Genomic DNA, 26,497 nt, shown 5'->3' with positions numbered 1-26,497 from the left:
GTCGTGCCCGAGCTGCCCGAGGTCGAAGCCCTCGTCCAGGACCTGCGCGGCCGCCTGGTCGGCCGGGCGATCAGCCGCGTCGACCTGACCGCCTTCAGCGCGCTCAAGACGTTCGACCCGCCCCTGCAGGCGCTGCACGGCACGCTCGTGGACGGCGTGGAGCGGCACGGCAAGTTCCTCGACATCGACGCCAGCGGCGTGCACCTGGTGATCCACCTCGCCCGCGCCGGCTGGATCCGCTGGCGCGACGAGGTGCCTGCCCTGCCCGCGCGGCCGAACGCCAAGAACCCGCTCGCCGCCCGCATCGTCATCGACGACCCGGACCTCGAGGCGCAGCCGGGCCTCGACGTCACCGAGGCCGGCACCCGGAAGGGCCTCGCGATCTACCTCGTCCGCGACCCGCGCGAGGTGGAGGGCATCGCCCGGCTGGGCCCCGACCCGCTGTCCGACGACTTCACCCTCGAGGCGCTGCGCCGGATCCTCGAGTCCGAGGGGCGCAAGCAGATCAAGGGCGTGATGCGGATGCAGTCGATCATCGCCGGCATCGGCAACGCCTACTCCGACGAGATCCTGCACGCCGCGCGCATGTCGCCGTTCAAGCCCGCCAACAGCCTCGACGAGGCCGAGCTGCAGACGCTGTACGACGCCATCCGCGGCACGCTGGGCGAGGCCGTGCAGCGCTCGAGCGGGCTCGCGGCGAGCGAGCTCAAGGGGGAGAAGAAGAGCAACCTCGCGGTCCACGGCCGGACCGGCCAGACCTGTCCGGTGTGCGGTGACGTGGTGCGCGAGGTGTCGTTCGCCGACTCGAGCCTGCAGTACTGCGCGACGTGCCAGACCGGCGGCAAGCCGCTGGCGGACCGGCGGATGTCGAGGCTGCTCAAGTAGCGCGGCTGGGGGCGGGCGTCGCCGCCGACGAGGCAGGCGAGGTGCCGGCCGGACCCACCCCCGTGGAGATCCGGCCCGCACCCCGTGCGTCAAGACTAGCCTGACGACGGGTCGATCGTCTCACGCGCTCGCCGTCCGGTCGCCCTTGCGGGCGAACCGCTCCCACGCCGCCTGGCGCGAGACGCCCAGGGCGCGGCCGATCTGCGCCCAGGAGACGTTGCGGCTGCGCAGCAGGTCGACCCACTCGCGGGCGAAGGCGGTGTTCTGCTCGGCGGAGGCCAGGATCATCGGGAGCGTCGCGACGAGCTCGGCCTCGTCCATCGTGTCCCACGGGGACGCGCCGCGGGCGGCCGCGAGCCGCTGCTCGTCGTGGAGGGTGGCGTGGAAGTCGTCGACGCACCGGGCGCACACCTGGGCGCCGAGCCCGCCGATCAGGGGCAGGTCGGTGCCGGGACCACCGGGCTCACCGCAGAACGAGCAGATCTTGCCGGCGCGTGTGATCGCCATCGTGCACCCTCCTTCCGCCGCGGTTCCCATGATGCACCGTCACGCCTGATGGGCGGGTGTCGGTGCGCCGACGAGCCGGTGCACGTCGGGTGGCCGCGCACCGGCACGCGGTCACCCGGTGGTCCCGGGCGCCTCCAGCTCGGGCATCTCGATGTCGTCGAGCGGGTTGCCGCAGGTCTCGGTGAGGTAGTCGGCGAACGCCTCGGCCTGCTGCCGGACCTCCTCGGAGGCGTCGGCGCCGCCGCGGCCGAGCTCCTCGAGGCTCTCGGCGGAGAAGTCGGCCGCGTCGACGTCCTTGGCCTGGTCGACGACGGCCTCGAAGCCCTTGCGCGCGTCGTCGGGGATGCCCTCGGGCGTGCCGACCTCCTCCATCTCGTTGCCCCAGTCCTCGACCACCCGCGCCATCTCCTCGTCGCTGGGCGCCTCGGGCGCGCTCATGTCCTCGGGCGCGAGGTCGGCCCACAGGCTGTTGGCCGCCGCGCGGAAGCCCTTCTCGCTCGCGTCGGTGGGGGCGCCGCCGCCCCCGCCGCCACAGGCCGCGGTCACGGTGCCGACCAGCACCGCGGCGCCGGCCAGGGTCAGGCGGGTACGGATGTGCATGGGCTTCCCCCTCGTGTCGGCCCCGACGTGCGGCGGGGTCGCCGCTCGTGGTGGGGCCCAGCCTCCCGCGACGTCGGTCAACCGTCCAACCGGAAGGCCGCCGGCAGTGGCACCCGCAGGGCCCGTTCGAGCTGCTCGAGGTACTCGGCGCGCGGGCGGCGCACGACGCCGAGCGACGCCAGGTGGGGTGTCTGCCACTGCACGTCGAGCACCCGCTGGTCGGCGTGCTCGTCGCGGAGCAGGTCGACCAGCGCGACGAGGGCGACCTTCGAGGCGTCCCGCTCGCGGTGGAACATCGACTCCCCCGCGAACAGCCCGCCGATGCTCACCCCGTAGAGCCCGCCCACGAGCCGCCCGTCGCGCCAGGTCTCGACCGAGTGCGCCCACCCCAGCCGGTGCAGGCGACCGTAGGCGTGCTCGAAGTCCGAGGTGATCCAGCCGTCGGGACGGTCCGGGCTGCCGCACCGCGACACCACCTCGTCGAAGGCGGTGTCCACCCGGATCTCGAAGTCGCGCAGCGAGCGCCGCAGCGAGCGGGACACCCGGAGCCCGTCGAGCGGCAGCACCCCCCGCTCGACCGGGGAGAACCAGCCGAGGTGCTCCTCGCCGTCCAGCGTGACCGGCATCGGGAAAAGGCCGAGGGAGTATGCCGTCACCAGCGTGCCGGGCTCGAGGTCGGCACCGAGCGCGACGAGGTCGTCCTCGGGGTCCCACGTCGCGTGCTCCGGGAAGGCCCACGGCGTCGGAGCGGGGGCGGTCGGCACGCTTCGCACGCTACCGAACGCCCCGGCGGGCCGGCGCGCCCGTGGCACCGAGCGCGGCGCTGCCGCCTCGCTAGGCGTGGCTACGGCACCGACCGTACGATCGCCGCATGGGCTTGAAGCACACCGTCGGGCGCCAGCTGGCGCCGAGGATCCAGGAGCTGGCTCCGGGGCTGACCAGCGGCTTCGTGCGCGAGGCGCTCAACCGCGCGATCGACGGCGTGGGGCCGCTCGCTCCCGCGGCGGTGGCCGCCGACAAGCAGCTCGCCGAGCAGCGGGGCGACGTCGACCGCGCGATCCACGAGGTCATCGAGAACAACGTGCGCATCGCCGGCGCCCAGGGGTTCGCCACGAACATCGGCGGCCTGGTGACGATGGCGGTCACCATCCCGGCGAACGTCACGGGCCTGGCCCTCATCCAGTGCCGGATGGTCGCGGGCATCGCGCACCTGCGCGGCCACGACCTCTCCGACCCGCGCGTGCGCAACGCGATCCTCGCCCTGCTGCTCGGCGAGGACCAGGTCACCGCCCTCGTGAAGAGGAAGAAGCTGGCCGGCACGCCGATGGCGCTGGCGACGGCTCCGGCGCACGACCCGACGATCGACGGCACGATCTCGGCCGTCGTCGCGACCGACATCATCGCCCGCGTCGCCGGCAAGCGGTTCGCGACGACGGTGGGTCGCCGGGTGCCGGTGATCGGCGGCGTCGTGGGCATGGGCGCCGACGGCTACGCCACCTGGAAGATCGGCCGCTACGCCGACCGCGAGCTCCTGCCGCGCAAGCGCTGAGCCGCCGCTAGCTCCGGCGCTTGATCCGCCGGTAGGCGTCGAGCGTGCCCCGCCCGGCCGGGCTGTCCTCGAGCGTGGTGACGATCTTGCGCTTGACCCGGTGGGTCGTCGTCATCAGCGCCCGGTCGCGCTCCTCGCGCGCCTCCCGCAGCTCCTCGTGCAGCCGCTCCTCGACGGCGCGCAGCCGCGCGCCCTCCACCAGCAGGGCGCTGATCGCGTCGAGCGCCGGGGGCAGCAGCTCGTCGGCCGGCACGGAGTCGGGGTCGGTGAACGTCCCCGGGTCGGGACCGAGCAGGTCGTCGAGCGAGCCGACGACGTCGTACCCCCGCCCCGCGAGGGCGTCGATCCAGCTGCGCGACAGCTCGCGCGCCCAGGCGTGGTCGTCGGGCGAGAGGCCCAGCCGTGCCGACGCCACGCTGCGCGACAGGGTCTGGTGCGCGAGCGTCTCGCGGACCAGCGGACGGTAGTCCGGCGGCGCGATGATCGAGGTGACCCGCTCGTTGATGGTGCGCAGCAGCGAGGTCTCCGGCACGCCGAGGGAGGGGTTCTCGCGCTCCGCGGTGAGGTCGAGCGGCAGGCCGTCGAGGCCGAAGGTCCGCGAGAACCGCCGCCACAGCTCGCCGCGGTCGGAGCCGGGCGGCGGCAGCGTCACGAGGTGCACCTGCTCGGGGGGCAGGGACGCGCCCCACCGCTCGAGGATGTCGGGGACCTCCTGGACCGCCCAGAACCACGAGCCGATCCGCGAGTCGCGCCCGGGGTCGCGGATCGTGCGGAGGAACGCCGCGTAGGTGATGTGGCTGCGGTGCTTGACGTTCTCCTGCCACTCCGCCGGGACCTGCCGCACGAGGTCGCGCGCCGACAGCACGAGGTGGACCTCGGCGTCACCGAGCGACGCGAGCGCGCGCTCGACCTGCGTCGGCGTCGCGCGGGCGAAGATCTCATGGCTGACGATCGAGGTGCCGGGCCAGTCCCGGACCTGCTCGGCGAGGTGGTCCCAGGCACCGACCGCCTCGGTCTCGATGCCGCCCCACGGGAGCGTCATCAGGTCGAGCGCGGCCAGGAAGTGCGCGTCGAACCGCTCGGCGGGGTAGAGGATGTCGTGCTCGCGGAGCGTCGCCTGGTTGCGGAAGAGGACGTCCTGGAGGTACGACGTGCCGGTCTTCGGGCAGCCCACGTGCAGCAGCACCCGCCTGCTCACCGCTCCACCTCCCTCGTCGTCGCCCGCGTCCGTCGCCACGCCGGGTCCACGATCATCCTGATCGCCAGCTCCAGCACCTGCTCGTCGTCGGCGCCGGTCGCTGCGGCGGGCGCGGAGCGGGGGGCGAGGTCGGCGAGGTCGCCGACGACAGGGTAGCCAGCGCGGGTCAGCTCGCGGGTCATGCGTGCCGCGGACGACGCGACCCACGCACGCTCCCGGGCGGGTACGCCGACCGGCGCGACGCCGCTGTCGGGGATCCGTCGCTGGAGCGTCCGCATCAGCGCGGGACGCTCGGACGCGGGCGCGCGCAGGCCGACGACGGCGGCGATCCGGCGCGCCAGCTCGGCCTGGTCGGCCCCCGGCACCCGGACCTCCGGCAGGTGCCGCACGCCGAGGTGCCGCGGCAGCTGGTCGAGGTCGGTGACGACCCGGACGAACGGGCGCCGACCGTTCCAGCGGCGTACGGAGTCGCCGAGGTCGACGCGGGCGGGCAGCTGGTCGCGCTGGCGCCAGAAGCGCAGCCAGTCCTCCCAGGGCCTGCTGCCGTGCTCGAAGCAGCGCTGGGTCCAGGTGTGCGCGAGCAGGACGTCCAGCGGCGCACCGACGGCGACGACGAACGGCCGCGGCCCGCCTTCGGGGCGACCGCGCCCGAGCAGGTGCTCGCGTGCCGCGGTGGTCACGAGGGGGTCGCCGACGAGGCGGAAGCGGCGACGCCACGGCTTCGCCCAGGTCCGGCGCACCGGGTCGGCGCCCAGCTCGACGAGGTCGTCGGCCAGCACGGCGCTCGCCACCCGCAAGAGCTCGTGGGCGCTCACGCCCGCCGGGTCGACCGGCCGCGGGCCGAAGGAGGAGGCGGGCAGCCCGAGGAGGGGGAGGTCGGCCTTGCCGCGGCCGGCGGCCGACGCCGTCAGGACGCGGTCCGCGAGCCGCGCGTGGTCGCGCCCGCGGGCGCCGCTCCGGCCCGCGCCCGACGCGACGGCGAGGTTCAGCCGGCGCAACAGCTCGAGCTGCTGGGCCCCCGGCAGCGCGCGGACCGACGCGGCGGACCCGCCGTCGTCGGCCCACGCCAGCCACGGCGTCGTACCTCCGTCGCGGAGGTGGGCGACCCAGCCGTGCGCGCGAGCCGTCGAGCCGGCGGCGGTCACCGGACCCGCAGCCGGCGCGCGGTGTCGCGGAGGCGGGCGCCCACGGTGTCGCTCGTGGTGCGGTTCGCGGCCTCCTGGGTCATGACAGTGAGGGCGTCGAGCGCAGCGCCGAGCTCGAGCTTGGCGCGCACGTGGTCGGGGTCCTTCCAGGAGTCCCCCTCCGCCGGCCGGCGCGGTCGCAGGTCCTCGACGTCGCCGACGACGTCCACCCCGCTCCCCTTGATCCAGTCGATCCAGAGGCCGGCCTGGTGCTCGGCGAAGTCGTAGCGGTCGGGAGGCAGCCGGACGGGAACGGCGTCGCGGGACACGAGCACCTCCTGGGCGAGGATCTCGCGGATCAGGTTGTCGTACGCCGGGTCGCGCCACACGCCGAGCTCGAGGCGCCGGTTGAGCTTGCGCAGCAACGAGGTCTCCGCGATGCCGAGCGAGCGGTTGTCGCGCTCGGAGTCGAGCGGCGCCCAGGCGGGGTCGATGCGGAAGGCGCGGCAGAAGCGCAGCCAGAGCTCGTCGCCGTTGGGCCCGCGGTCGTGCGGCACGGTCACGACGTGCACGCGCTCGGGGGGCAGCTTGGCGCCCCAGCGCGACAGGACCGTCGGCAGGTCCATCGCGTTGAAGAACCAGGTCTGCCCGCGCTCGACCTTGGTCAGGAAGCGGCGGAAGGGCCACTTGCGGCCCTGCTTGATCGACTCCTGCCACGCCGCCGGGAGCTGCCGGCCGAGGTCGCGCGCGGAGTAGACGACGTGCACCTCCGCGCCGGCGAGGTCGTTCATCGCCTTGGCGACCTTGTCGGGCTTGGCCCCGGCGAGGATCTCGTGGCTGATCACCACGTTGCCGTCGGCACGGCCGACCTTGCGGACCATCGCGTCCCAGGCGCCCTTGGCGTGGCCGGGCGCGCCGCCCCAGTCCTGGTCGAGGAGGTCGAGCGCGGCGCGGAAGTGGAACACGTCGGTGCGGCCGGTGCGCGTGCCCGGGACGGCGACGCCGTGCCGGCCGAGGGAGGCGGCGTTGAGCATCAGCCGGTCCTGGAGGTACGTCGTGCCGGTCTTGGGGGCCCCGATGTGGAGGTGGACGACGCGGCTCATGGCGCTGATTGTGCCCGAGCGGGGTAGTCCACCGGGAAATGGCTGCCAGGTGTCCCCTGGAACGACCGCATGCCGGTGGACTACCCGGCCGAGGCGAGCGCGCGTACGACGGCGCTCGGGCTCGGCCGGCCCAGCTCGCGCGCCATCCAGGCGCTCGTGGCGACGACGGCGGCCAGGTCCACGCCGTGGTCGATGCCGAGGCCGTCGAGCATCCACACCAGGTCCTCGGTGGCGAGGTTGCCGGTGGCCGACTTCGCGTACGGGCACCCGCCGAGCCCGCCCGCGCTCGCGTCGAACGTCGTGATGCCGGCCTCGAGCGCGGCGTAGGTGTTGGCCAGCGCCTGCCCGTAGGTGTCGTGGAAGTGCATCGCCAGGCGGTCGGCCCCGACGCCCGCGTCGGCGAACGCCGCCACCAGCGCCTTGACGTGCCCGGCGGTCGCGACGCCGATGGTGTCGCCGAGGCTGAGCCGGCTCGCGCCGAGGTCGAGCAGCCGCGTGCCGGCCGTGACGACCTGCTCGAGCGGCACCGCCCCCTCCCAGGGGTCGCCGAAGCACATCGAGAGGTACGCCCGGACGTCCATCCCGGCGGCGCGGGCGCGGTCGACGGTGGGCTCGAACATCGCGAACTGCTCGTCGAAGGTGCGGTTGAGATTCTTCGTCGCGAAGGTCTCGGTCGCGCTGCCGAAGATCGCCACGTGCTGCAGGCCGAGCTCGAGGGCGCGGTCGAGGCCACGCTCGTTGGGCACCAGCACCGGCAGGCGCCGGCCCTCCTCGCCCAGCGCAGCCATCAGCTCGGCGGCGTCGGCGAGCTGTGGGACCCACCGGGGGTGCACGAAGCTGGTGGCCTCCACGACCGGGAGGCCCGCGGCCAGCAGCCGGCGGACGAACTCGGCCTTGACCTCGACGGGCACGACCGCCTGCTCGTTCTGGAGGCCGTCGCGGGGGCCGACCTCGTAGATCGTGACCCGCTCGGGAAGGCCGTCGGCGCGGACGGTCATCGGCAGGTCAGTCATCGAAGGCCTCCACGGTGAACAGCACGGCGCCGAGCCTGACCAGGTCGCCCGGCGCCGCACCGACAGCGGTCACCGTGCCGGCGAAGGGCGCCTTGAGCGCGAGCTCCATCTTCATCGCCTCCATCACCCCCAGCGTCTCACCCTCGGCCACCGGCTGACCCGCGGAGACGTTGACGGCGAGGACGGTGCCGGGCATGGGTGCGAGCAGGGTGCCGTCGCCGCCGGCGGCGGCGTGGTCGCCGAACGGGTCGGGGCGCTCCCACACCCAGCGCTGCCCGCGGTGGACGATGTCGACGGCGTCGCGCTGCACGTTCAGCACGGCGTGCTCGGCGACACCGTCGACGAGCAGGTGCACGGTGTGGTCGGCTGCCGACACCATCCGGACGTCGTGGCTGCGCCCGTCGAGGCTCACGCGTCCGCGGTGGCGGTCGACCACGACGACGTCGTCGCCCAGCACGACCGTGTCGGGCGCCGGGTCCGCACCCATCCGCCATCCGTCGGCCTGCCACGGGCCGGTCGCGCCGGAGGTGTCCAGGAGGACCTGAGTCCAGGCGCCGATCACGCGCGCGAGACGCCCGTCGGGAGCCGGCACCTCGTGGCGGTCCAGCCAGGCGGTGTCGATCGTCGCCTCGCGGAACTCCGGCGACGCGACCAGCGCGCGCAGGAAGCCGGTGTTGGTGGTGATGCCGAGGATCGCGGTCCGACCCAGGGCGTCGGCGAGCTCGTCGATGGCCTCCTCGCGCGTCGGCGCCCATGAGATCACCTTGCCGAGCATCGGGTCGTAGGAGGTGCTCACCTCCTGGTCGGGCCCGAGCGCGTGGTCGACCCGCACGCGGGCGCCGTCGCCCCACCGCACGATCGACGTGCGCCCGGCCTGCGGCAGGAAGCCGGAGAAGGAGTCCTCGGCGTACACGCGCGCCTCGACCGCGTGGCCCTCGAGCGAGATCGCGTCCTGGTCGAACGGCAGCGGCTCGCCGGCCGCGACGAGCAGCTGGAGCTCGACGAGGTCGACGCGCCCGCCGTCGCCCCACCCGTCGACGCGGACGACCTCCTCGGTGACCGGGTGCTCGACCTGGAGGCGGGTGTTCATCTCGAGGAAGTAGAACTCGCCGGTGGCGGCGTCCAGGAGGAACTCGACGGTGCCGGCGCCGGTGTAGCCGCACTGCTGGGCCAGCGCGACCGCTGCCGAGGTGATCGCCGCCCGCTGCTCGTCGCTGATCGTGGGCGCCGGCGCCTCCTCGAGCACCTTCTGGTGGCGGCGCTGCGTCGAGCAGTCGCGCTCGAAGAAGTGCAGGACGGTGCCGTGGGCGTCGCCCATGACCTGCACCTCGATGTGGCGACCGGACTCGACGTACTTCTCCACCAGCATCGTGTCGTCGCCGAAAAAGGACCGGGCCTCGCGCCGCGCCGCGGCCAGGGCCTCGGCGTACTCCTCGACCGAGCGAACCACCCGCATGCCCTTGCCGCCACCGCCGGCGGCGGCCTTGACCAGCACCGGGTAGGCGAATCGCGCCGGGTCGGTGGCGTCCGGTCCGTCCAGCACGTACGACGGCACGACCGGCACCCCGGCCGCCACGGCGACCTCGCGGGCGGCGTCCTTGCGCCCCATGGCGTCCATCACCTCGGCCGACGGCCCGACCAGGGTGATGCCGGCGTCCGCCAGCGCGCGGGCGAAGGGCGCCCGCTCGGAGAGGAAGCCGTAGCCGGGATGGACCGCCCAGCACCCGTGCGCCCGAGCGCGGGCGACGACCGCCTCGACGTCGAGGTACGACGGCACGTGGGCGGCCTCGTCGCACGCGCGGACGTGGGGGGCGTCGGCGTCGAGGTCGGTGTAGAGGGCGACCGTCGGCAGGCCGAGCCGCCGGCAGGTCCGCGCGACGCGGATCGCGATCTCGCCGCGGTTGGCGATCAGCACGCGCATGGTCGGGTCGAAGGTGGTCACGGGGGCGCCATCACATCCTGAAGATGCCGTAGGACGGCTCGGGGATCGGGGTGTACGACGTCGCGGCCAGCGCCATGCCGAGCACGCGGCGGGTGTCGGCCGGGTCGATGATGCCGTCGTCCCACAGCCGGGCGCTGGCGTAGTAGGGCGAGCCCTGGGTCTCGTACTGCTCGCGGATCGGGGCCTTGAACGCCTCCACCGCCGCCTCGTCCTGGAGGTCGGTCCGCACGGTCGCCAGCACGGACGCCGCCTGCTCGCCGCCCATGACCGAGATCCGCGCGTTGGGCCACATCCACAGGAAGCGCGGGTCGTAGGCCCGCCCGCACATGCCGTAGTTGCCCGCGCCGAAGGAGCCGCCGATGACGACGGTGAACTTGGGGACGACGCTGCACGCGACGGCCGTGACGAGCTTGGCGCCGTCGCGGGCGATGCCCTTGTTCTCGTACTCGCGCCCGACCATGAAGCCGGTGATGTTCTGCAGGAAGACCAGCGGGATGCCGCGCTGGTTGCACAGCTCGATGAAGTGCGCGCCCTTGAGCGCCGACTCGCTGAACAGGATGCCGTTGTTGGCGACGATGCCGACCTCGTGGCCGAAGATCCGGGCGAAGCCGCACACCAGCGTGTCGCCGTAGAGCCTCTTGAACTCGTGGAACCGGCTGCCGTCGACCACCCGCCTGATGACCTCGCGCACGTCGTAGGGCGTGCGGGTGTCGGTCGGCACGACGTCGTAGAGCGACTCCGGCGGCTCGTGCGGCTCCTCGACGTCCGCGCCGGGCGTGCGCACCGCGGTGCGGGCCGGGAGCGTGTCGACGATCGAGCGGACGATGGCGAGGGCGTGGGCGTCGTCCTCGGCGAGGTGGTCGACCACGCCGGAGGTCCGCGCGTGCACGTCGCCGCCGCCGAGGTCCTCGGCCGTCACGACCTCGCCCGTCGCGGCCTTCACCAGCGGGGGCCCGCCGAGGAAGATCGTGCCCTGGTTGCGCACGATCACCGTCTCGTCCGACATCGCCGGCACGTAGGCGCCGCCGGCGGTGCAGGAGCCCATCACGCTCGCGATCTGCGGGATCCCCCGCGCCGACATGGTCGCCTGGTTGAAGAAGATCCGGCCGAAGTGCTCGCGGTCGGGGAACACCTCGTCCTGCATCGGCAGGAACGCGCCCCCGGAGTCGACGAGGTAGATGCAGGGCAGGTGGTTCTCCGCGGCGATCGCCTGCGCGCGGAGGTGCTTCTTGACCGTCATCGGGTAGTACGTGCCGCCCTTGACGGTGGCGTCGTTGGCGACGATCACGCACTCGCGCCCCGACACACGGCCGATGCCGGCGACGACACCTGCGGAGGGGACCGCGTGGTCGTCGCCCGAGCCCGAGCCGTACATGCCGTACGCCGCGAGCGGCGCGACCTCGAGGAACGGGCTGCCGGTGTCGAGCAGCCGGTCCACGCGGTCGCGCACGAGCAGCTTGCCGCGGTCGGTGTGCTTGCGGCGCGCGCTCTCCGACCCGCCCTGGCGGACCCGGGCCAGCCGGGCGCGCAGGTCGTCGACGAGCTCGCGCATGGTCGGCGCGGGACCCGCGGTGGGACCCGCGGTGGGACCGGCGGGAGGGCTCAGGGGCTCGGGCACCGGCTCAGGTTAGCGATCGTTAACCTCCGGTGTCCATCGGCCGGGCGGGGGCGGCGGGAACTCCCCGCGCAGCACCGTGCCGTGGCCCGGCTCGGTCTCGAGGGTGAGCGTGCCCCCCGCGGCCGCGACCCGCGCCTCCATGCCGAGCAGGCCGCCCTCGCCGATCTGCGCGCGGTCGAAGCCGCGTCCGTCGTCGGAGACGCTGAAGGTCAGGTGCGGCCGCCCGCGCAGGGTCACCAGCACCTCGCTGGCGCCGGCGTGCTTGGCGGCGTTGGTGAGCGCCTCGAGGATGCAGAAGTACGCCGCCGCCTCGACCTGCCGGCTCGGCCGCTCGAAGTCGGCGACGTCGAGCGTGACCGGCACCGCGGAGCGGCGGGCGGTGGACTGCAGCGCCGCGACGAGCCCGCGCTCGGTGAGGAGCGGCGGGTAGATGCCGCGGGCGAGCTCGCGCAGCTCCTGCACCACCTGCCGCGTGTCGGCGGCCAGCTGGTCGAGCAGCGCCGCGGCGCCCTCGTGCCGGCCGGCGAGCAGCTCCTTGCGCGCCCGCTCGGTCGTCACGCTCATCGTCAGCAGGTGCTGCTGGGCGCCGTCGTGGAGGTCGCGCTCGAGGCTGCGGCGTGCGGCGTCGGCGACCTCCACGATCCGGGTGCGGGACTCGGCGAGCTGGTCGGTCTGGTCGCGCAGCCGCGTGTAGGCGTCGCGGACCAGGAACACCACGACGGCCACGCCGGCCGGCAGGGAGGCCGCGACCACGACGGCGTTCACCCACCACTGCTCGTGGACCGCCTCGACACGACGCCACTCGCCGAGGGCGGCGACCGAGGCGCTGCCCACGACCGCCACGACCATGAGGGCGCCGATCCAGGGCCGGCTGAGGTACGGGAAGCCGACCAGCAGCGGCACCGTCGTCACCAGAACGGTGAGCGGGGTGAGGACGGGCGTCGCCCACGTGGCCCCGACGGCGAAGAACAGCGAGGCCAGGGTGAGGCCGACGACCGCCGCGACGGCGCCGTGACGGCGGCACAGGGGTGGGGTCGCAAGCAGGATCGCGAGGGCGGCCACCATCACCGCGAGGTCGATCTCCACGGCGGTGTGCTCGAACCCCAGGACGTAGGCCGCGCCGAGCGCCGCCGTGGACACCGTGAGCACCAGCAGGTTGATGTGCAGCAGCCTGCACAGGGCGGGGTCCAGGCTCGACCAACCCGCCAGCAGCCCCCTCATCGGCGCGGCGACACCCCGCCGCCGACGCCTGCCTCGCTGAGGAAGACCAAGGTGGCGGCGACCCTGCGGTGCACCGGTGCGTCCGACGGCAGGTCGAGCTTGGTCAGGATGGAGCCGATGTGCTTCTCCACGGCTCGGTCGGTGATCACGAGCGCGTCGGCGATCGTGGCGTTGGTCATCCCCCGCGCCACCATGCCCAGCACCTCGAGCTCGCGCGCCGTCAGGCGGTCGAGGAGCGAGTCGTGACGCCTGGTGCCGGTGGCCATCAGCGCGTCGACCACGATCTGGTCGATCACCGAGCCACCCGCCGCGACGGAACGCAGCGCCGCCACGAGCTCGTCGACGTCGGCGACGCGCTCCTTGAGGAGGTAGCCGCGACCGTCGCTGCCGTCGCGCACCAGGTCGAGGGCGTACTCCACGTCGGAGTACTGCGTGAGCGCGACCACTCCGATGCCCGGGTGCGTACGCCGCAGCTCGCCCGCCGCGCGGATGCCCTCGTCGGTGAAGTCGGGCGGCATGCGGATGTCGGTGAGCACGACGTCGGGCCGGTGCTCGTCCACCGCCGCGACCAGCTCCGGCAGGCTCGTCGCGGTCGCGACCACGTCGATGTCGTCGTAGGCCTCGAGCAGCGCGAGCACGCCGGCGCGGAGGAGGTCACCGTCCTCGGCCAGGACGACGCGGATCTGCGACATGCGCGCACTGTAGCCACGCGCGCGCCCCTGCGTCGCTAGAGCAGGCACGACCGCGGCCGCGAGGACCGAAGGTGGTGCTGGCACCACTGCGCCTGTCCGAGGCCTCACCCAGAATCCTGAGCGGGGAAGGTGCGCTGACTCGTGGAGGGATCAGTGGGCCGCCGCGGGGGTGCGGCCCACTGGGTGCACCGCAACAGGGGAGGTACGTGTGATTCCGCTCGCCGTCAGGCAGGATCCGGAGCGTGGCATGGCGCTCCCGGCCCCGCGCACGCCACGGGACGGGTTAGCAGGCACTAACCTCGAGCTCGTGACGCCCCGCCGCCAGCAGATCCTCGACATCGCGGCGGACCTCTTCGCCGCCCGCGGGTTCCACGGCGTGTCGGTCGCCGAGCTCGGCTCGGCGTGCGGCATCTCGGGACCGGCGCTCTACAAGCACTTCGAGTCCAAGGACGCGATGCTCGCCGAGATGCTGGTGACCATCAGCGAGACGCTCCTGGCCGAGGGCCGCTCGCGCGTCGCGAGCGCCGCGAGCCCCCGTGAGGCGCTCGAGGCGCTCGTGGAGTGGCACATCGAGTTCGCCCTCGACCACCGCGCGCTCATCGTCGTCCAGGACCGCGACTGGAGCAACCTGCCCGACCAGGCCCGTGAGCGCGTCCGCGCCCTCCAGCGTGCGTACGTCGACGTCTGGGCCACCCAGGTGCGGCGCCACGACCCCGCGCTCAGCCCGGAGGCCTCCCGCACCCGGGCGCACGTGCTCTTCGGGCTGCTCAACTCCACGCCGCACAGCGGCCGGCTCCCCGACCCGCAGATGCACGACGTGCTGCGGGAGATGGCGCACGGCGCCCTCGGTCTCGCCTGAGCGCTGCGCCCGGCGGCCGCCGCGACCGGCACCGGCTAGGGTGCGGCCATGAAGCTCAGCGCCACCCTCGAGACGGCCTTCAACGCGCAGATCACGCTCGAGTTCCAGGCGTCGCTGGTCTACCGCCAGCTCGCGATCGAGCTTGAGCTGATGGACCTCTCCGGCATCGCCACGTGGTTCCGCCACCAGGCCGACGAGGAGCTGCTGCACGCCCACCGGTTCATCGACCACGTCGCCGACCGCGACAACCACCCGCGCATCGGCGCCGTCGAGGCGCCGCAGGTCCCGGTCGCGTCGGTGCTCGACGCCTTCGAGGCGGCCCTGGCGCACGAGGAGAAGGTCTCGGAGTCCATCCGCGGGCTCTACCGCCTCGCCGAGGCCGAGGGCGACCTCGACTCCCGCCCGCTGCTCAACTGGTTCCTCGAGGAGCAGATCGAGGAGGAGGCGACGGTCAAGGAGATCGTCGGCCGCGTGCGGATGATCAATGAGGACGGTCCCGGCCTGCTGCGCCTCGACGAGGAGCTCGGCGCGCGCCCGGCCCCCGCCCCCGAGGCGCGCTGAGCGCCGGCTCACCAGGCGTCGAACGGGCGCTCCCGGCCGAGCAGCCGCGCCGCACGGACGGCCGCGTCCTCGGCCACCACGAGGTCGTCGAGGACCTCGTCGTCGAGGGCCGGCTGGTCCCCGGGCGACCCCGGGTCGGGGTCGCGCGGCGACGTCAGCGCGTGCAGGTCGCGGAGCACCCGGTCGCGCGACAGCCCGCGCAGGTGGGTGAGCACGAAGGGGTCGGCCTGGATCAGCCACGCCAGCTGCGTCAGCACGGCCAGCGCGTGCGGGCACGGGTCGAGCCACGCGTCGCAGGTGCACGCCGACCCCAGCTCGCCGCCGTAGGGCAGCAGCTCGACGCCGGCCTCCTCCACCGCCTCGACGAGCGAGTGCGGCAGCTGTCCCGCGAGCAGCGCGCCGATGCGGCCGGACTCGGCGGCGACGAGCTCCACGAACGCCGCGGCGTCCCCGTCGTCGAGCACCGGGACGGTGACCTCGACGGTCCAGGCGTCCTGCCCGTCGGTGACCGCCGCGAGGGCGCCGCCCTCGGACACGGTGATCGAGCCGACCGCGCCCGCGCGGGCGAGCGTACGACCGCGGCGGAGGTCGGCGACGCTGAAGGCGGCCTCCTCGACCGCCCGCAGCACCGCCTTGCTCCACCACGTGCCGGCGCCGCCACCGCGGCGGGCGGGCAGCCGCGGGTGGGTGGTGACCGGCCTCGGCGACGCGCTCACCGTCGCAGCTCCACGAGGTCGCGCAGCTCGTCGTCCGACAGCTCGGTGAACGCCGCCTCGCCCGTGGACAGCACCGCGTCGGCGAGCGAGCGCTTGCGGGCGAGCAGCTCGGCGATGCGCTCCTCGATCGTGCCCTGGGTGACGAAGCGGTGCACCTGCACCGGCCGGGTCTGGCCGATGCGGTGGGCGCGGTCGGTGGCCTGGTCCTCGACGGCGGGGTTCCACCAGCGGTCGAAGTGGATGACGTGGTCGGCCCGCGTGAGGTTCAGCCCCGTGCCGCCGGCCTTGAGCGAGAGCAGGAACACCGGGACGTCGCCCGCCTGGAAGCGGGCCACCATCGCGTCGCGCTGGCGCACCGGCGTCCCGCCGTGGAGCAGCTGGTGCGGCACGCCGGCCGCGGCGAGGTGCCGGACGAGCAGGTCGGCCATCGCGACGTACTGGGTGAAGACGAGGACCGCGCCGTCCTCGGCCATGACGGTGCCGACCAGCTCGTCGAGCAGCTCGAGCTTCTCCGAGCGTCCGCGCAGCTTGGGCGCCGGCTGGCGCAGGAAGTGAGCGGGGTGGTTGCAGATCTGCTTGAGCCCGGTCAGCAGCTTGAGCACCAGGCCGCGGCGGGTCTCCTCGTCGGCCTCCTCGATGCGGCGCATTGAGTCCCGCACGAGCGTCTCGTAGAGGACCGCCTGCTCGCGGGTCAGGCCGAGGACGTGGTCGGTCTCGGTCTTGGGCGGCAGCTCCGGCGCGACGCCGGGGTCGGACTTGCGCCGTCGCAGCAGGAAGGGGCCGATGAGGTCGGCGAACTGGCGCGCCTTCGTCGGCTCGAGCCCCGACTCGATCGGCCCGGCCCACACCTTGCGGAAGGCGTTGCGGCTGCCGAGCAGGCCGGGGATCGCCCAGTCGAGGATCGACCAGAGCTCGGTGAGGTCGTTCTCGACGGGGGTGCCGGTGAGCGCGACGCGCGCCGTGCCGGGGATCGTGCGCAGCGCCCGGGCCGCGGCCGACCGCGAGTTCTTGATGTGCTGCGCCTCGTCGGCGACGACGAGCTCCCACGGCACCTCGGCCAGCAGCGCCGCGTCGTTGCGCATCGTGCCGTAGGTGGTGAGCACGAACCCGCCGCTCACGCCGTCGAGGTCCCGGGCGCTCCCGTGGTGGCGGCGTACGTCGACCCCCGGTGCGAACCGGCGGATCTCCGCCTCCCAGTTGCCGAGCAGCGACGCCGGGCAGACCACCAGCGTGGGCCCGCCGGCCCCGGCTGCCGCGCGATGGAGGTGCAGCGCGATCACCGTGATGGTCTTGCCGAGGCCCATGTCGTCGGCGAGGCAGCCGCCGAGCCCGAGCGAGGTGAGCTCGGCGAGCCAGGAGAGCCCGCGGCGCTGGTAGTCGCGCAGGTCGGCCTGCAGGGCGGCCGGCACCTCGACGAGCGCTCCCGAGCCGGCGTCGCGGACGCGGTCGCGCACCTTCAGCAGGCTGGCGCCGACGACGGCCTTGTAGGGCGCGTCCTCGACGTCCACCACGCCGGTGAGGGTCGCGGCGAGGGCCTGCACCGGCGTGACCGTGCGGATCAGCCGCTTGCGGGCACGCTTGATCACCGCCGAGTCGACGGCGACCCAATTGTCGCGGAGCTTGATGATCGGGCTGGTCGTGCGGGCCAGCTCATCCATCTCCTCCTGGGTGAGCTCCTCGCCGTGCAGCGAGAGCTGCCACTCGAACCCGAAGAGCGCCTGCGGCCCGAACAGCCCGTCCTGCAGCATCTCCTCCCGGGGCGACGACGCCGTCCGCCGGCCCAGCTCGACGCGGTGGGTGACCTCGCGGTCGAGGTACTTCGGCCACATCACCGGGTGCCCGGACTCGGTGAGCGCAGCGGCGCCGCCGTCGAGGAGCGAGAGGATCTCGTCGCTGTCGAGGGTGATCTCGTCGGGCACGCGCAGGTCGAGCAGCCGGTCGAGGACCGGCCAGGCGTCGGCCGCCGAGCGCAGCGCGATCGCGGCGTGGGTGCGCGCGCGGTCACCGAAGCCGTGCGCGGCGTCGGGCCCGGAGTCGGCCCACAGCTCGGACGCGTCGGCGACGTGGGCGGCGTTGTCGACCGCGTGCACCTGCAGCACCAGGCGCACCGCGCCGGCGACGAGCTCCTCCTCGTCGGCCTCGATCCGGAACGAGATCGACACCAGGTGCGGCCGGTCGTCGCGGCCGCGCGCCCGGATCCGGGCGATGCGCTGGCGGAGCTCGTCGCTGAAGTCGTCGGGGCTGCGCGGCTCGGGGGCCCCGCCCACCGGAGCCGGCGCGCGGTGCCGCGACCGCCCCGGGGAGGTGCGCGGCATGGTGTCGACCACGGCGTCGAGCAGCCCGCGCACCATGCCCTCGGCGGTCGCCTCGTCGAAGCCGTCCCACGCCCGGGCGCGCGCCAGCTCGGCGATGCGGCGCTCGTCGTCGGCGTCGAGCCCCGCGACCTGCCAGTGCCGCCCCTCGGCGTCGGGTGCGAACCGGCCCGAGGCGACGAGCTGCAGCCCCATCAGCGCGGCGCCCGCCAGCATGGCGACCGACGGGTGCACGTCGGGGCGGTCGCGCACCTTGCCCAGGACCGGGAGCGCCCCCCGGATCGGCATGACGATCGTGCGGCGGTCGTCGGTGAACTCCACGGAGCCGTCGCGGGGCGGCTGGCCCACCAGCAGCCGGGCAGGACCGGTGACCGGGACGACGCTCATGCAGGCACCTCTCGGCAGGACGGCTAACAGGGACGCTAACGCCTCGCACCGACACGGAGTTCCGAGAGCTCCGGGCGAGCGTCCTCGGCGTGGGCGGCCCGGCGCGACGAGCGCCTGGCCTCGAACCTTCCGGCGCGGGGGCCGGCGGCGCCGCGCCGGTCCAGGGGCGATGCGCGACGGCGTACCGGGTGCGTCTCGTCGACGCTCGCCCGAGGCTGGGCCGGGCCCGGGCGGGTCCTGGGCGGGTCCTCGCGCACGGCCTCGACGTGACCCAGCACACCGCAAAAACAATTGGGTCGTTGTCGGATGCAACCAATAGCCTTTCCGGGTGACTGACACCCAGATCCAGCCCGGTGAGATCCAGCCGGAGCCATCCGACAAGCTCGACAGGGGCGTCCTCATGGTCGCCGGCGTGGTCGTCCTCGGCGCCATCATGTCGATCCTCGACATCACCGTCGTCAGCGTCGCGCTCAACACCTTCCAGGAGGAGTTCGACGCCACCGCCGCAGAGGTCGCGTGGACGATGACCGGCTACACCCTGGCCCTGGCCAGCGTGATCCCGCTGACCGGCTGGGCCGCCGACCGCTTCGGCACCAAGCGCCTCTACCTGCTGGCCGTCGCCCTGTTCACCGCCGGCTCCGTGCTGTGCGCCGCGGCGACCTCGCTGGAGCTGCTGGTCCTGTTCCGCGTCCTCCAGGGCCTCGGCGGCGGCATGCTCATGCCGCTCGGCATGACGATCCTCACCCGCGCCGCCGGTCCGGAGCGGGTCGGTCGCGTGATGGCTGTGCTGGGCATCCCGATGCTCCTCGGCCCGATCTTCGGCCCGATCATCGGCGGCGCGCTCATCGAGAGCGCCTCGTGGCACTGGATCTTCCTGATCAACCTGCCCATCGGCATCGCCGCGATCGCCTATGCCTGGGTCGTCCTGCCCAAGGACGAGGTCGAGCCGTCGGAGACCTTCGACTGGCTGGGCATGATCCTGCTCTCCCCGGGCCTGGCGGCGTTCCTCTACGGCGTCAGCTCCATCCCCGAGGAGGGCACCGCGATGGCCGCCCGCGTCCTCGTCCCGATGGTCCTCGGCCTCGCGCTCATCGCCGCGTTCGTCCCGTGGGCGCTCAACCGCAAGAACATCCACCCGCTCGTCGAGCTGCGCCTGTTCTCCAACAAGAACCTCACCGTCGCGGTCATCGCGATGACGCTGTTCGCCATCGCGTTCTTCGGCGCGTCGCTGCTGTTCCCGCTCTACTTCATCCAGGTCCGCGGCGAGGGCACCCTGTTCACCGGCTGGCTGCTGGCCCCGCAGGGCGTCGGCGCGATGATCACCATGCCGATCGCCGGCATCCTCGCCGACAAGATCGGCCCCGGGAAGATCGTGCTCGTCGGCATCACCGTGATCACCGTCGGCATGGCGATGTTCACCCAGATCGGCGCGGACACGTCGTACTGGTACATCCTCGGCGCGCTCTTCATCATGGGCCTCGGCATGGGCGGCACGATGATGCCGATCATGACCGCCGCGCTCGCGACGCTGACCGCGCACAACGTGGCCCGCGGCTCGACGCTGCTCAACATCACCCAGCAGGTGGCGGCCTCGATCGGCACCGCGCTCTTCTCGGTGATCCTCACGAACGAGCTGAAGGACTCGAAGTTCGCGGCCGCCGGTGCCGCGCTGGCCGAGGCCGGCGACGACCAGTCGCAGGTCGCCGCGGTCATCGAGCGCTTCGGCATCTCCCCCGACCAGCTCGGCAACCTCGAGCAGCTGGTCACCAGCGACATGGCCGACGCCTTCGCGACGGTCTTCATCGTGGCGACGGTGCTCGTGGCCTGCTGCCTGATCCCGGCGGCGTTCCTGCCCCGCAAGAAGGTCGCCCCGGTCGACCCGACCGCCATGATGGGCCACTGAAGCCCGACGTCGTACGACGACTCCCGGCCCGCCCTCCTCTCGAGGGCGGGCCGCTGTCGTTCCGAGCGGTCTGTTGCCGCGCGCGGGCGTCCGCGTCGGGGGGCGCCTGCGTCGGGCGGGCGCCTGCGTCATACGAAGCGGACGCTATGGGTGCGGGTTCGCATGACGCTCGAGCTGCCGGCGCGGGCGGCGCGTCCGTCATACGTTCCGACGGCTATAGGTGCAGGTTCGTATGACGCTCAGGTCGGCGGTGGCCGGCGCGGACGGCACCCGCGGGCCCTGCGTCATACGGAGCGGACGCTATAGGTGCCGGTTCGCATGACGCTCGAGCTGCGGCGTGGCCTGCGTCATACGTTCCGGCGCCTATGGGTGCGGGTTCGTATGACGCAGCGGCGGCGAGCGAGAGGCGGCCCGCCGGAAGCGGCGCGGCGAGCGGGCGCGGCCGGCAGGCGGACCGAGGCGAGCCGGGTCAGCCCTGGGTCGCGAGGGCGAGGGGCAGCACGGCGCTCGCGCCGGCGGCGCGGATCGCGGTGGCGGCGACGGTGAGGGTCCAGCCGGTGGCCACCTGGTCGTCGACGAGGAGGACGGTCGCGCCGGGCGGGATGTCGGCGTCGAGGCCACCGCGGCGACGTACGGCGGCCACGCGCTGCGCGGAGTTGGACTGTCCGGCGCGCGGCGGCACGGAGCCGTCGCGGATCGACCACGTGCCCACGACGGGAACCTGCATCACGCGGGCGAGGCCGTCGGCGAGGTCGCGGGTCAGGGTGGGTCGGGTGGCCGACTCGACGACGACGATGGCGTCGGGGCGCGACGTCCACTCCGACGACCAGTCCTTCATCACGTCCATCACGGCCCGGGCCAGGCTAGGCGGAACCGGCCCGTCGGGCGTGTCCTCGCGGAAGAGGGCGCGCAGCGCCTGGCCGTGCCCGAGGTCGGTGAGGCGGGCGATGGTTCGGCCCGGCTCGGCACCCTCGGCGATCTTGCCCTTGAGGTCGAGGCCGAGGTTCGCGAGGGCGGTCGGCCACATGCGGCGCGGCTCCAGGACGACGCCCGGGCGCGACAGGCGCTCGCCGGCCTCGGCGACGGCCGCCTCGCTCACGGAGGTCGAGAGGGTCAGGCCGCCGCAGTTGTCGCAGCGACCGCAGTCGGCGGCGTCGGGGTCGTCGAGCTGTTCACGCAGGTAGCGCATCCGGCACTCGGTGGTGCGCAGGTAGCCGAGCATCGCCTGCTGCTCGCGTTCGCGCGCCTCGGCCACCCGCGCGTAGCGCTCGGCGTCGTAGCTCCACGGCCGGCCCGTGGCGACCCAGCCCCCCTGCACGCGCTGGACCGCTCCGTCGACGTCGAGCACCTTGAGCATCGACTCGAGGCGGTTGCGACCGAGCTCGACGCGCGTCTCGAGCGTCGCGGTGGACAGGGGCCGGTCGGAGCCGGCGAGCGCGGCCAGCGTCTCGCGGACCTGTTCCTCCCGCGGGAAGCCGAGCGAGGCGAAGTAGGCCCAGATGTCGCGGTCCTCGACCTGGGGCAGCAGCACGACGGTCGCGTCGTCGGTGCCGCGGCCCGCACGACCGACCTGCTGGTAGTAGGCGACCGGCGAGGACGGCGCACCGAGGTTGATGACGAAGCCGAGGCTGGCGTCGAACCCCATGCCCAGGGCGCTGGTCGCGACGAGCGCCTTCACCCGGCCCTCGACGAGCGCCTGCTCCAGCGCGTGCCGCTCGTCGGCCTCGGTCTGCCCGGAGTAGGCCGCGACCTCGAGGCCGCGGTCGCGGAGGTATCCGGCGACCTCCTGCGTGGCGGCGACGGTCAGGCAGTAGACGATCCCGGATCCCGGCTGCTCGGCGAGGTGGTCGGCCAGCCAGGCGAGCCGCTGCTCGGCGGTCGTGAGCTGCACGACGCCGAGGCGCAGCGACTCGCGGTCGAGGGTGCCGCGCTGGACGAGGACGGCGGAGTCGGCGGACCCGTCGGCGTGGACGCCCAGCTGCTCGGCGACGTCGTCGGTCACCCGGGCGTTGGCGGTGGCGGTGGTGGCGAGCACCGGGATGCCGGACGGGAGCTCGGCGAGGAGGGTGCGGAGCCTGCGGTAGTCGGGGCGGAAGTCGTGGCCCCAGTCGGAGATGCAGTGCGCCTCGTCGACGACCAGCAGGCCGCAGGTGGCCGCGAGCCGCGGCAGCACCTCGTCGCGGAAGCCGGGGTTGTTGAGCCGCTCCGGGCTCACCAGCAGGACGTCGACCTCGCCGGCGTGGATCTGGTCGTGGATGGGCTGCCACTGGTCGATGTTGGTGGAGTTGATCGTCACCGCCCGGATGCCGGCGCGCTCCGCGGCGGCGATCTGGTTGCGCATCAGCGCGAGCAGCGGGCTCACGATCACCGTCGGCCCGGCACCGGCCTCGCGCAGGAGCTTGGTGGCCACGAAGTAGACCGCCGACTTGCCCCAGCCGGTGCGCTGCACGACCAGCGCACGCCGTCGGTCGACGGCGAGCGCCTCGATCGCGGCCCACTGGTCCTCGCGCAGCCGGGCGTCGTCGCGGCCCACGAGGGCGCGCAGGTGCCGCTCGGCGGCCTCCCGCGCGGTGAGGCGTACGTCGTCGCTGGCGGTCGTGGTCATGCGTCCTGTCTACCAACCGCCACCGACGCCGGCGACGGCGCGGCCCCGGAGGGCTGCGCGGGTCAGCGGCGGCTGCGGGAGCAGGCAGGGTGCCGCACCCGCCCGGGTGTGGGGAGCCCGGGCGGGTGCGGCGGCGGGGTCAGCGCAGCCGGACGGTGCGCTTCGCGGAGGACGACGGGGACGTCGTGTCCGATCCGCGGTAGGAGGCGACGAGGGTGTGGGTCCCCTTGCGCATCCGGGGAAGGGTGATGATCACCCGGCCCTTGTGGGACGCCTTCAGCACGGCCTTGGCGATCGTCTTGCCGTTGTCCTTCACGACGACCGCGCCCGTGGGCGTGGCCGCCGAGGACACCACCACGGTGACCTTGCCCTTGCGGGCGGCGGACGGCTTCCAGGTCGCCTTGGTCGTCGACGCGGCCTTCCCGGCCCCGGGCTGGGGCGACGGGTTCGGCGACGGGTTCGGCGACGGGTTCGGGGTGGTGCCCGCGCCGCTGGCGAAGAGCCCGACGAACGGGGTGACGTAGTGCTTGTCACCGCCGTGCCCGGTGACCGTGTAGGCGATCTGCAGGTGGTCGCCGGACTGGGCGATCGGGCAGGGCGCGTCGCCGTCGAGCCTCGACTGGCACTGCGGCTGCTGGGTCGCGGGGCCCTTCAGCTCCCGGGTGGCGCGGACCGGCACCTGGAACTCGAGGATGTCGCCCTGACGCAGCGTGAACGGCGTGAAGTCGGCGTTGCCGATGAGGATGCCGCCGTTGGCGCCCCAGTCGAACGCCAGGCCGCCGGTGCCGAGCTGCTGCTGCTGGCCGGCGGGGGTGAGGTCCCAGCGGACGTCCTGGTCGACGTACTCCACCCCTCGTGGGACGAGGATCTCCGGCAGGACGCCGACCTTGCCGCTGCAGGGCAGGCCGACGAGGCCGACGTAGCCGCGCAGCCAGAACGTCTCCCCGACCTTCGGGACGTTGCCCGTGGGCGAGGACCAGCCGACGTTCGCGCTGACGCCCGTCGCCGGGCTGCTGGTGATGCAGTCGATGATCTGGTCCTCGTCGTGGAACCCGTCGTTCCATGCGGTGGCGGCCGCGCTCGGGGAGAGCGGCGCGAGGAGGCCCGCGGCGACGGTGGTCATCGCTGTGAGGGCCAGGTGGAGCTTCTTCATGGCAGTGCCTTTCGTGGTGGTGCTGGGATGGGTGTGCTGATGTGTGTGGGTGCTGCGGAGCAGTGCTGCGAGCGGTGTCGCCGCTCGCCCGGGACGGGTGGTCATCCGGTGGCGACCCCCAGTCCCTCGATGCGGACCGGGCGGCCCTGCGTCGCGACGACGACGCGGAGGCGGCCGGTGTACGGCGTGGCGAACCTCGTGACGGGCACGACCTGCCGGGTCGTGGACCGCGTGGCCGCCAGCCGGACCGTGCCGACCAGGCGCGAGCCGGCGTAGACCTTCACCGTGCCGTGGCGCCGGCCCTTGCCGACGACGAGGGCGACCTCACGCGCTCCCTGCACCCTGCGGGTCAGGGCCGCGCCGCGCCGGCTCGACTCGAGGTGGCTGCCGCCGTACGCCTTCGCGCTGCGCTCGAGCCTCCAGCCGCGTCCGGGCCGGAGCTCGGCCGCCGTGGCCGGCACGGTCCAGGTGCGGACCGCGGGCGTGGGGTCGACGTTGCCCGCGGCGTCCACCGCTGCGACGGCCAGGGCGTGCGTGCCGCTGCGGAGGCCGTTCAGCGCGAGCGCGCTGCCGCAGGCCACCGGTGCGCCGTCGAGGGTGCACCGGAAGCCGGCGCCCACCTCGCTGGTGAACCCGAAGGTGGCCGACGGCGCCGCCACGAAGCCGGAGGGTCCGCTGGTCACCGTGGTCTCCGGCGGCGTGGTGTCGCCGGGGAGCTGGAGCGGGGCGGGGTCCTGGGTCGGGTCCTGACCGGGGTCCTGGCCCGGGTCCGGGTCGGGGCTGGTGCGCACCGTCCAGCGGTGGACCTTGGCGGGGGACTCCACGTTGCCGACGTCGTCGACCCCGCGGACCGACAGGCTGTGCTCGCCGTCCGCGAGCCCGAGGAAGCGCATCCCGGAGGCGCACTCGGCCCAGGCACCGGCGCCGGTGGGCCGGTCCAGGCGGCACTCGTAGCGCACCGCGTCGGCGCTGGTCAGGGTGACCTCGGCCGTGCTGCCCGCCGTGACGGCCCTGATGGTCGTCGTCGGGCCGACCGTGTCGCTCACCCACCGCCACTCGGCCGGGACCGAGTCCAGCCAGGTGCCGCTGCGGGCCTGGACGAGGAGTCGGTGGGCACCGTCGGCCAGGGCGGGCGTCTCGTACGTCGCGGCGATGCCGGTCCCGCAGGCGGCCCAGTCGCCGCCGTCGAGAGAGCACCAGAAGCCCTTGCCGGCGCCGGTCCTGAGGTCGAAGCTCGGCGTCGGGTCGTTGGTGCGCGACGGGGGCCCGGAGGCGATGCGGGTGTCGACGGCGACGACGCCGACCGTCTCGAGACCCTCGTTGCCGGACGGGTCCGTGGCGCGGACCTGGAAGCTGTGTGCCCCCTCCGGGACCTGCACCGGGTGTCCGTTGGCGCAGCGGAACCACTCGACCACGCCGACGACGCGGCAGGAGGTGACGCCGTCGCTGGCGCTGAAGAGGAAGGAGAACGTGCGGTCCTGGCCGGCCACGGGACCGGCGATGGGACCGGAGACCTCGGGCGCCACGACGTCGAGGAACTCCGCGACGGGGTACTTCTCGTCGCTGCTGAACGCTCCCGAGTGCACGGCGCACTCCTGGAAGCCGTTGCGCTCGCGCGTCTGGTCGCAGCCGGTCCAGCGGTGGAACACCCACTGGTCGGCGGGCTGGAACGCAGGCGTCGCGCGGAGCCAGACCCAGGCCTCGAAGGCCTCGGAGTTGCGCATCCGCGGGCACCAGGCGGTGACGCGCTGGTCCTGGTTGTCGTGGCGCTGGCAGGTCAACTGCGCGCCGTCCTCGATGGACCCCTCGACGACGGTGACGGAGCCGGCGCCGCGGATGCCGACGGTGACGCCGACCTGTCCCGCGCTCGCGGGCGCGGACGTCGTGGCGAGGAGGCCGGTGGTCGCGGCCAGGGCGGCGAGACCGGCGAGGAGCGCGCGCAGCAGCGAGCGGCGGCGCGGGTGCTGGGTCGGGTGCTGGGTGTGGGTGGGCATGTCGGTCCTCCTCAGGCTTCCTGGGTCGGCAGGTCGGGCAGGTCCAGCCACTCGTCCCAGGTGAGGTCGCGGCCGACGTAGCGGGGCCGCTCGAGCGGCCAGTCGGCGGCGATCCAGGCCGGGACGAGGGCGTCCAGGGCGGCCTCCGTGGCGCTGCCCACGAGCTCGTCGACGACCCACCACGAGATCTCGGCGTCCGCGCCGACCTTCTCGGGCGGGTCGATGTAGACGCAGCCGAGCAGGCGGGTCTCGGCAGCGTCGAAGAGGGCGTAGTTGAACGACTCGTGCGCCTCGATCTCCGCCTCGTGGCGGGCGAGGTCGTCGAGGTCCTGCTCGCGCGTCATCGCCACGGGCGGCCAGCCCCAGGCACGGCCGTAGATCGCCCACAGGCGCTCGCGCGACCCGTGGACGGCCGGCAGGTCGAGGTCGACGTCGGTGGCCCGGATGGGCCGCAGGTGGTGGTCGGCGCCGACCGGGACGTGGACCGGGTGGGTCCAGTCGGTGGGCAGCCAGCGGGCGTCTGCCGCGGGCGTGCTCGTCGATGAGCTCATGGCG

At 73.9% G+C, this 26,497-nt stretch carries 22 protein-coding genes; 5 read left to right on the top strand and 17 right to left on the bottom strand.

What is annotated here, in order from left to right; all coding sequences use genetic code 11:
• Positions 1–3 precede the first annotated feature (3 nt).
• On the top strand, positions 4–885 hold the full coding sequence (locus J3P38_RS08745) for an Fpg/Nei family DNA glycosylase (RefSeq protein ID WP_210503299.1): 882 nt from the start codon (positions 4–6) through the stop codon (positions 883–885).
• 120 nt (positions 886–1,005) lie between these two features.
• On the opposite strand, the gene J3P38_RS08740 is transcribed toward J3P38_RS08745, so the two are convergent.
• From J3P38_RS08740 to aat, 3 genes are all read right to left on the bottom strand, one after another.
• The gene (locus tag J3P38_RS08740) at positions 1,006–1,392 is read right to left on the bottom strand and encodes a ClpX C4-type zinc finger protein (RefSeq protein WP_210439411.1); all 387 of its coding nucleotides are present in this window, start codon (positions 1,390–1,392) and stop codon (positions 1,006–1,008) included.
• 111 nt (positions 1,393–1,503) lie between these two features.
• On the bottom strand, positions 1,504–1,992 hold the full coding sequence (locus J3P38_RS08735) for a hypothetical protein (protein WP_210503298.1): 489 nt from the start codon (positions 1,990–1,992) through the stop codon (positions 1,504–1,506).
• A 77-nt stretch (positions 1,993–2,069) separates the two neighbouring features.
• A complete protein-coding gene (aat, locus tag J3P38_RS08730) occupies positions 2,070–2,756 on the bottom strand; it encodes a leucyl/phenylalanyl-tRNA--protein transferase (RefSeq protein ID WP_210503297.1) in 687 nt (228 codons plus the stop codon).
• Positions 2,757–2,863: 107 nt separating this feature from the next.
• On the opposite strand from aat, the gene J3P38_RS08725 reads away from it, so the two are divergent.
• Positions 2,864–3,541 (top strand): EcsC family protein, encoded by a 678-nt coding sequence (locus J3P38_RS08725; protein WP_210503296.1) that lies wholly within the window; start codon positions 2,864–2,866, stop codon positions 3,539–3,541.
• Positions 3,542–3,548: 7 nt separating this feature from the next.
• Here J3P38_RS08725 and J3P38_RS08720 read toward each other — a convergent pair whose 3' ends face one another.
• The 8 genes from J3P38_RS08720 to J3P38_RS08685 all read right to left on the bottom strand — a co-directional run bounded on the left by J3P38_RS08720 (position 3,549) and on the right by J3P38_RS08685 (position 13,452).
• On the bottom strand, positions 3,549–4,739 hold the full coding sequence (locus J3P38_RS08720; RefSeq protein ID WP_210503295.1) for a hypothetical protein: 1,191 nt from the start codon (positions 4,737–4,739) through the stop codon (positions 3,549–3,551).
• Complete coding sequence (locus J3P38_RS08715; RefSeq protein ID WP_210503294.1) at positions 4,736–5,884, bottom strand: hypothetical protein; 1,149 nt, start codon at positions 5,882–5,884, stop codon at positions 4,736–4,738. Before J3P38_RS08715 ends, J3P38_RS08720 begins: the two co-directional genes overlap by 4 nt.
• On the bottom strand, positions 5,881–6,966 hold the full coding sequence (locus J3P38_RS08710; RefSeq protein WP_210503293.1) for a hypothetical protein: 1,086 nt from the start codon (positions 6,964–6,966) through the stop codon (positions 5,881–5,883). The genes J3P38_RS08715 and J3P38_RS08710 overlap by 4 nt, the downstream gene beginning before the upstream one ends.
• Positions 6,967–7,046: 80 nt before the next feature.
• Positions 7,047–7,979 (bottom strand): hydroxymethylglutaryl-CoA lyase, encoded by a 933-nt coding sequence (locus J3P38_RS08705; RefSeq protein ID WP_210503292.1) that lies wholly within the window; start codon positions 7,977–7,979, stop codon positions 7,047–7,049.
• The gene (locus tag J3P38_RS08700) at positions 7,972–9,921 is read right to left on the bottom strand and encodes an ATP-binding protein (RefSeq protein ID WP_307807816.1); all 1,950 of its coding nucleotides are present in this window, start codon (positions 9,919–9,921) and stop codon (positions 7,972–7,974) included. The genes J3P38_RS08705 and J3P38_RS08700 overlap by 8 nt, the downstream gene beginning before the upstream one ends.
• Positions 9,922–9,931: 10 nt before the next feature.
• Positions 9,932–11,539, bottom strand: coding sequence for a carboxyl transferase domain-containing protein (locus tag J3P38_RS08695; protein ID WP_455430090.1), 1,608 nt, complete (start codon positions 11,537–11,539; stop codon positions 9,932–9,934).
• Between the two features lie 9 nt (positions 11,540–11,548).
• On the bottom strand, positions 11,549–12,760 hold the full coding sequence (locus tag J3P38_RS08690; RefSeq protein WP_210439403.1) for a sensor histidine kinase: 1,212 nt from the start codon (positions 12,758–12,760) through the stop codon (positions 11,549–11,551).
• On the bottom strand, positions 12,757–13,452 hold the full coding sequence (locus J3P38_RS08685; RefSeq protein WP_246850003.1) for a response regulator transcription factor: 696 nt from the start codon (positions 13,450–13,452) through the stop codon (positions 12,757–12,759). The genes J3P38_RS08690 and J3P38_RS08685 overlap by 4 nt, the downstream gene beginning before the upstream one ends.
• A 307-nt stretch (positions 13,453–13,759) precedes the next feature.
• Between J3P38_RS08685 and J3P38_RS08680 the strand changes: the two genes are divergently transcribed.
• Positions 13,760–14,311 carry an SACE_7040 family transcriptional regulator gene (locus J3P38_RS08680; protein ID WP_307807815.1) on the top strand — a complete coding sequence of 184 codons (552 nt, stop codon included), beginning with the start codon at positions 13,760–13,762 and terminating at the stop codon, positions 14,309–14,311.
• 48 nt (positions 14,312–14,359) lie between these two features.
• Positions 14,360–14,872, top strand: coding sequence for a ferritin (locus J3P38_RS08675; protein ID WP_210439401.1), 513 nt, complete (start codon positions 14,360–14,362; stop codon positions 14,870–14,872).
• An 8-nt stretch (positions 14,873–14,880) separates the two neighbouring features.
• On the opposite strand, the gene J3P38_RS08670 is transcribed toward J3P38_RS08675, so the two are convergent.
• A complete protein-coding gene (locus J3P38_RS08670; protein WP_210503291.1) occupies positions 14,881–15,588 on the bottom strand; it encodes an SWIM zinc finger family protein in 708 nt (235 codons plus the stop codon).
• Positions 15,585–18,287 carry a DEAD/DEAH box helicase gene (locus tag J3P38_RS08665; protein ID WP_210503290.1) on the bottom strand — a complete coding sequence of 901 codons (2,703 nt, stop codon included), beginning with the start codon at positions 18,285–18,287 and terminating at the stop codon, positions 15,585–15,587. The genes J3P38_RS08670 and J3P38_RS08665 overlap by 4 nt, the downstream gene beginning before the upstream one ends.
• A 328-nt stretch (positions 18,288–18,615) precedes the next feature.
• Here J3P38_RS08665 and J3P38_RS08660 point away from each other — a divergent pair, with 328 nt between their 5' ends.
• Positions 18,616–20,190, top strand: a complete 1,575-nt coding sequence (locus J3P38_RS08660) for a DHA2 family efflux MFS transporter permease subunit (protein ID WP_307807814.1) — start codon at positions 18,616–18,618, stop codon at positions 20,188–20,190.
• 469 nt (positions 20,191–20,659) lie between these two features.
• Here J3P38_RS08660 and J3P38_RS08655 read toward each other — a convergent pair whose 3' ends face one another.
• From J3P38_RS08655 to J3P38_RS08640, 4 genes are all read right to left on the bottom strand, one after another.
• A complete protein-coding gene (locus J3P38_RS08655) occupies positions 20,660–22,795 on the bottom strand; it encodes a RecQ family ATP-dependent DNA helicase (protein WP_210503289.1) in 2,136 nt (711 codons plus the stop codon).
• 139 nt (positions 22,796–22,934) lie between these two features.
• Positions 22,935–23,948 carry an Ig-like domain-containing protein gene (locus tag J3P38_RS08650; RefSeq protein WP_210503288.1) on the bottom strand — a complete coding sequence of 338 codons (1,014 nt, stop codon included), beginning with the start codon at positions 23,946–23,948 and terminating at the stop codon, positions 22,935–22,937.
• A gap of 101 nt (positions 23,949–24,049) precedes the next feature.
• Positions 24,050–25,942 (bottom strand): hypothetical protein, encoded by a 1,893-nt coding sequence (locus tag J3P38_RS08645; protein ID WP_210503287.1) that lies wholly within the window; start codon positions 25,940–25,942, stop codon positions 24,050–24,052.
• Positions 25,943–25,953: 11 nt separating this feature from the next.
• Complete coding sequence (locus J3P38_RS08640; protein ID WP_210503286.1) at positions 25,954–26,493, bottom strand: GNAT family N-acetyltransferase; 540 nt, start codon at positions 26,491–26,493, stop codon at positions 25,954–25,956.
• Between the last annotated feature and the right edge of the window lie 4 nt (positions 26,494–26,497).

Source organism: Nocardioides xinjiangensis (genome assembly GCF_017916455.1).
Lineage (GTDB): Bacteria > Actinomycetota > Actinomycetes > Propionibacteriales > Nocardioidaceae > Nocardioides > Nocardioides xinjiangensis.
Note: the sequence above shows the minus strand (reverse complement) of the source record. Positions and strands in the feature narration are given on the sequence as shown.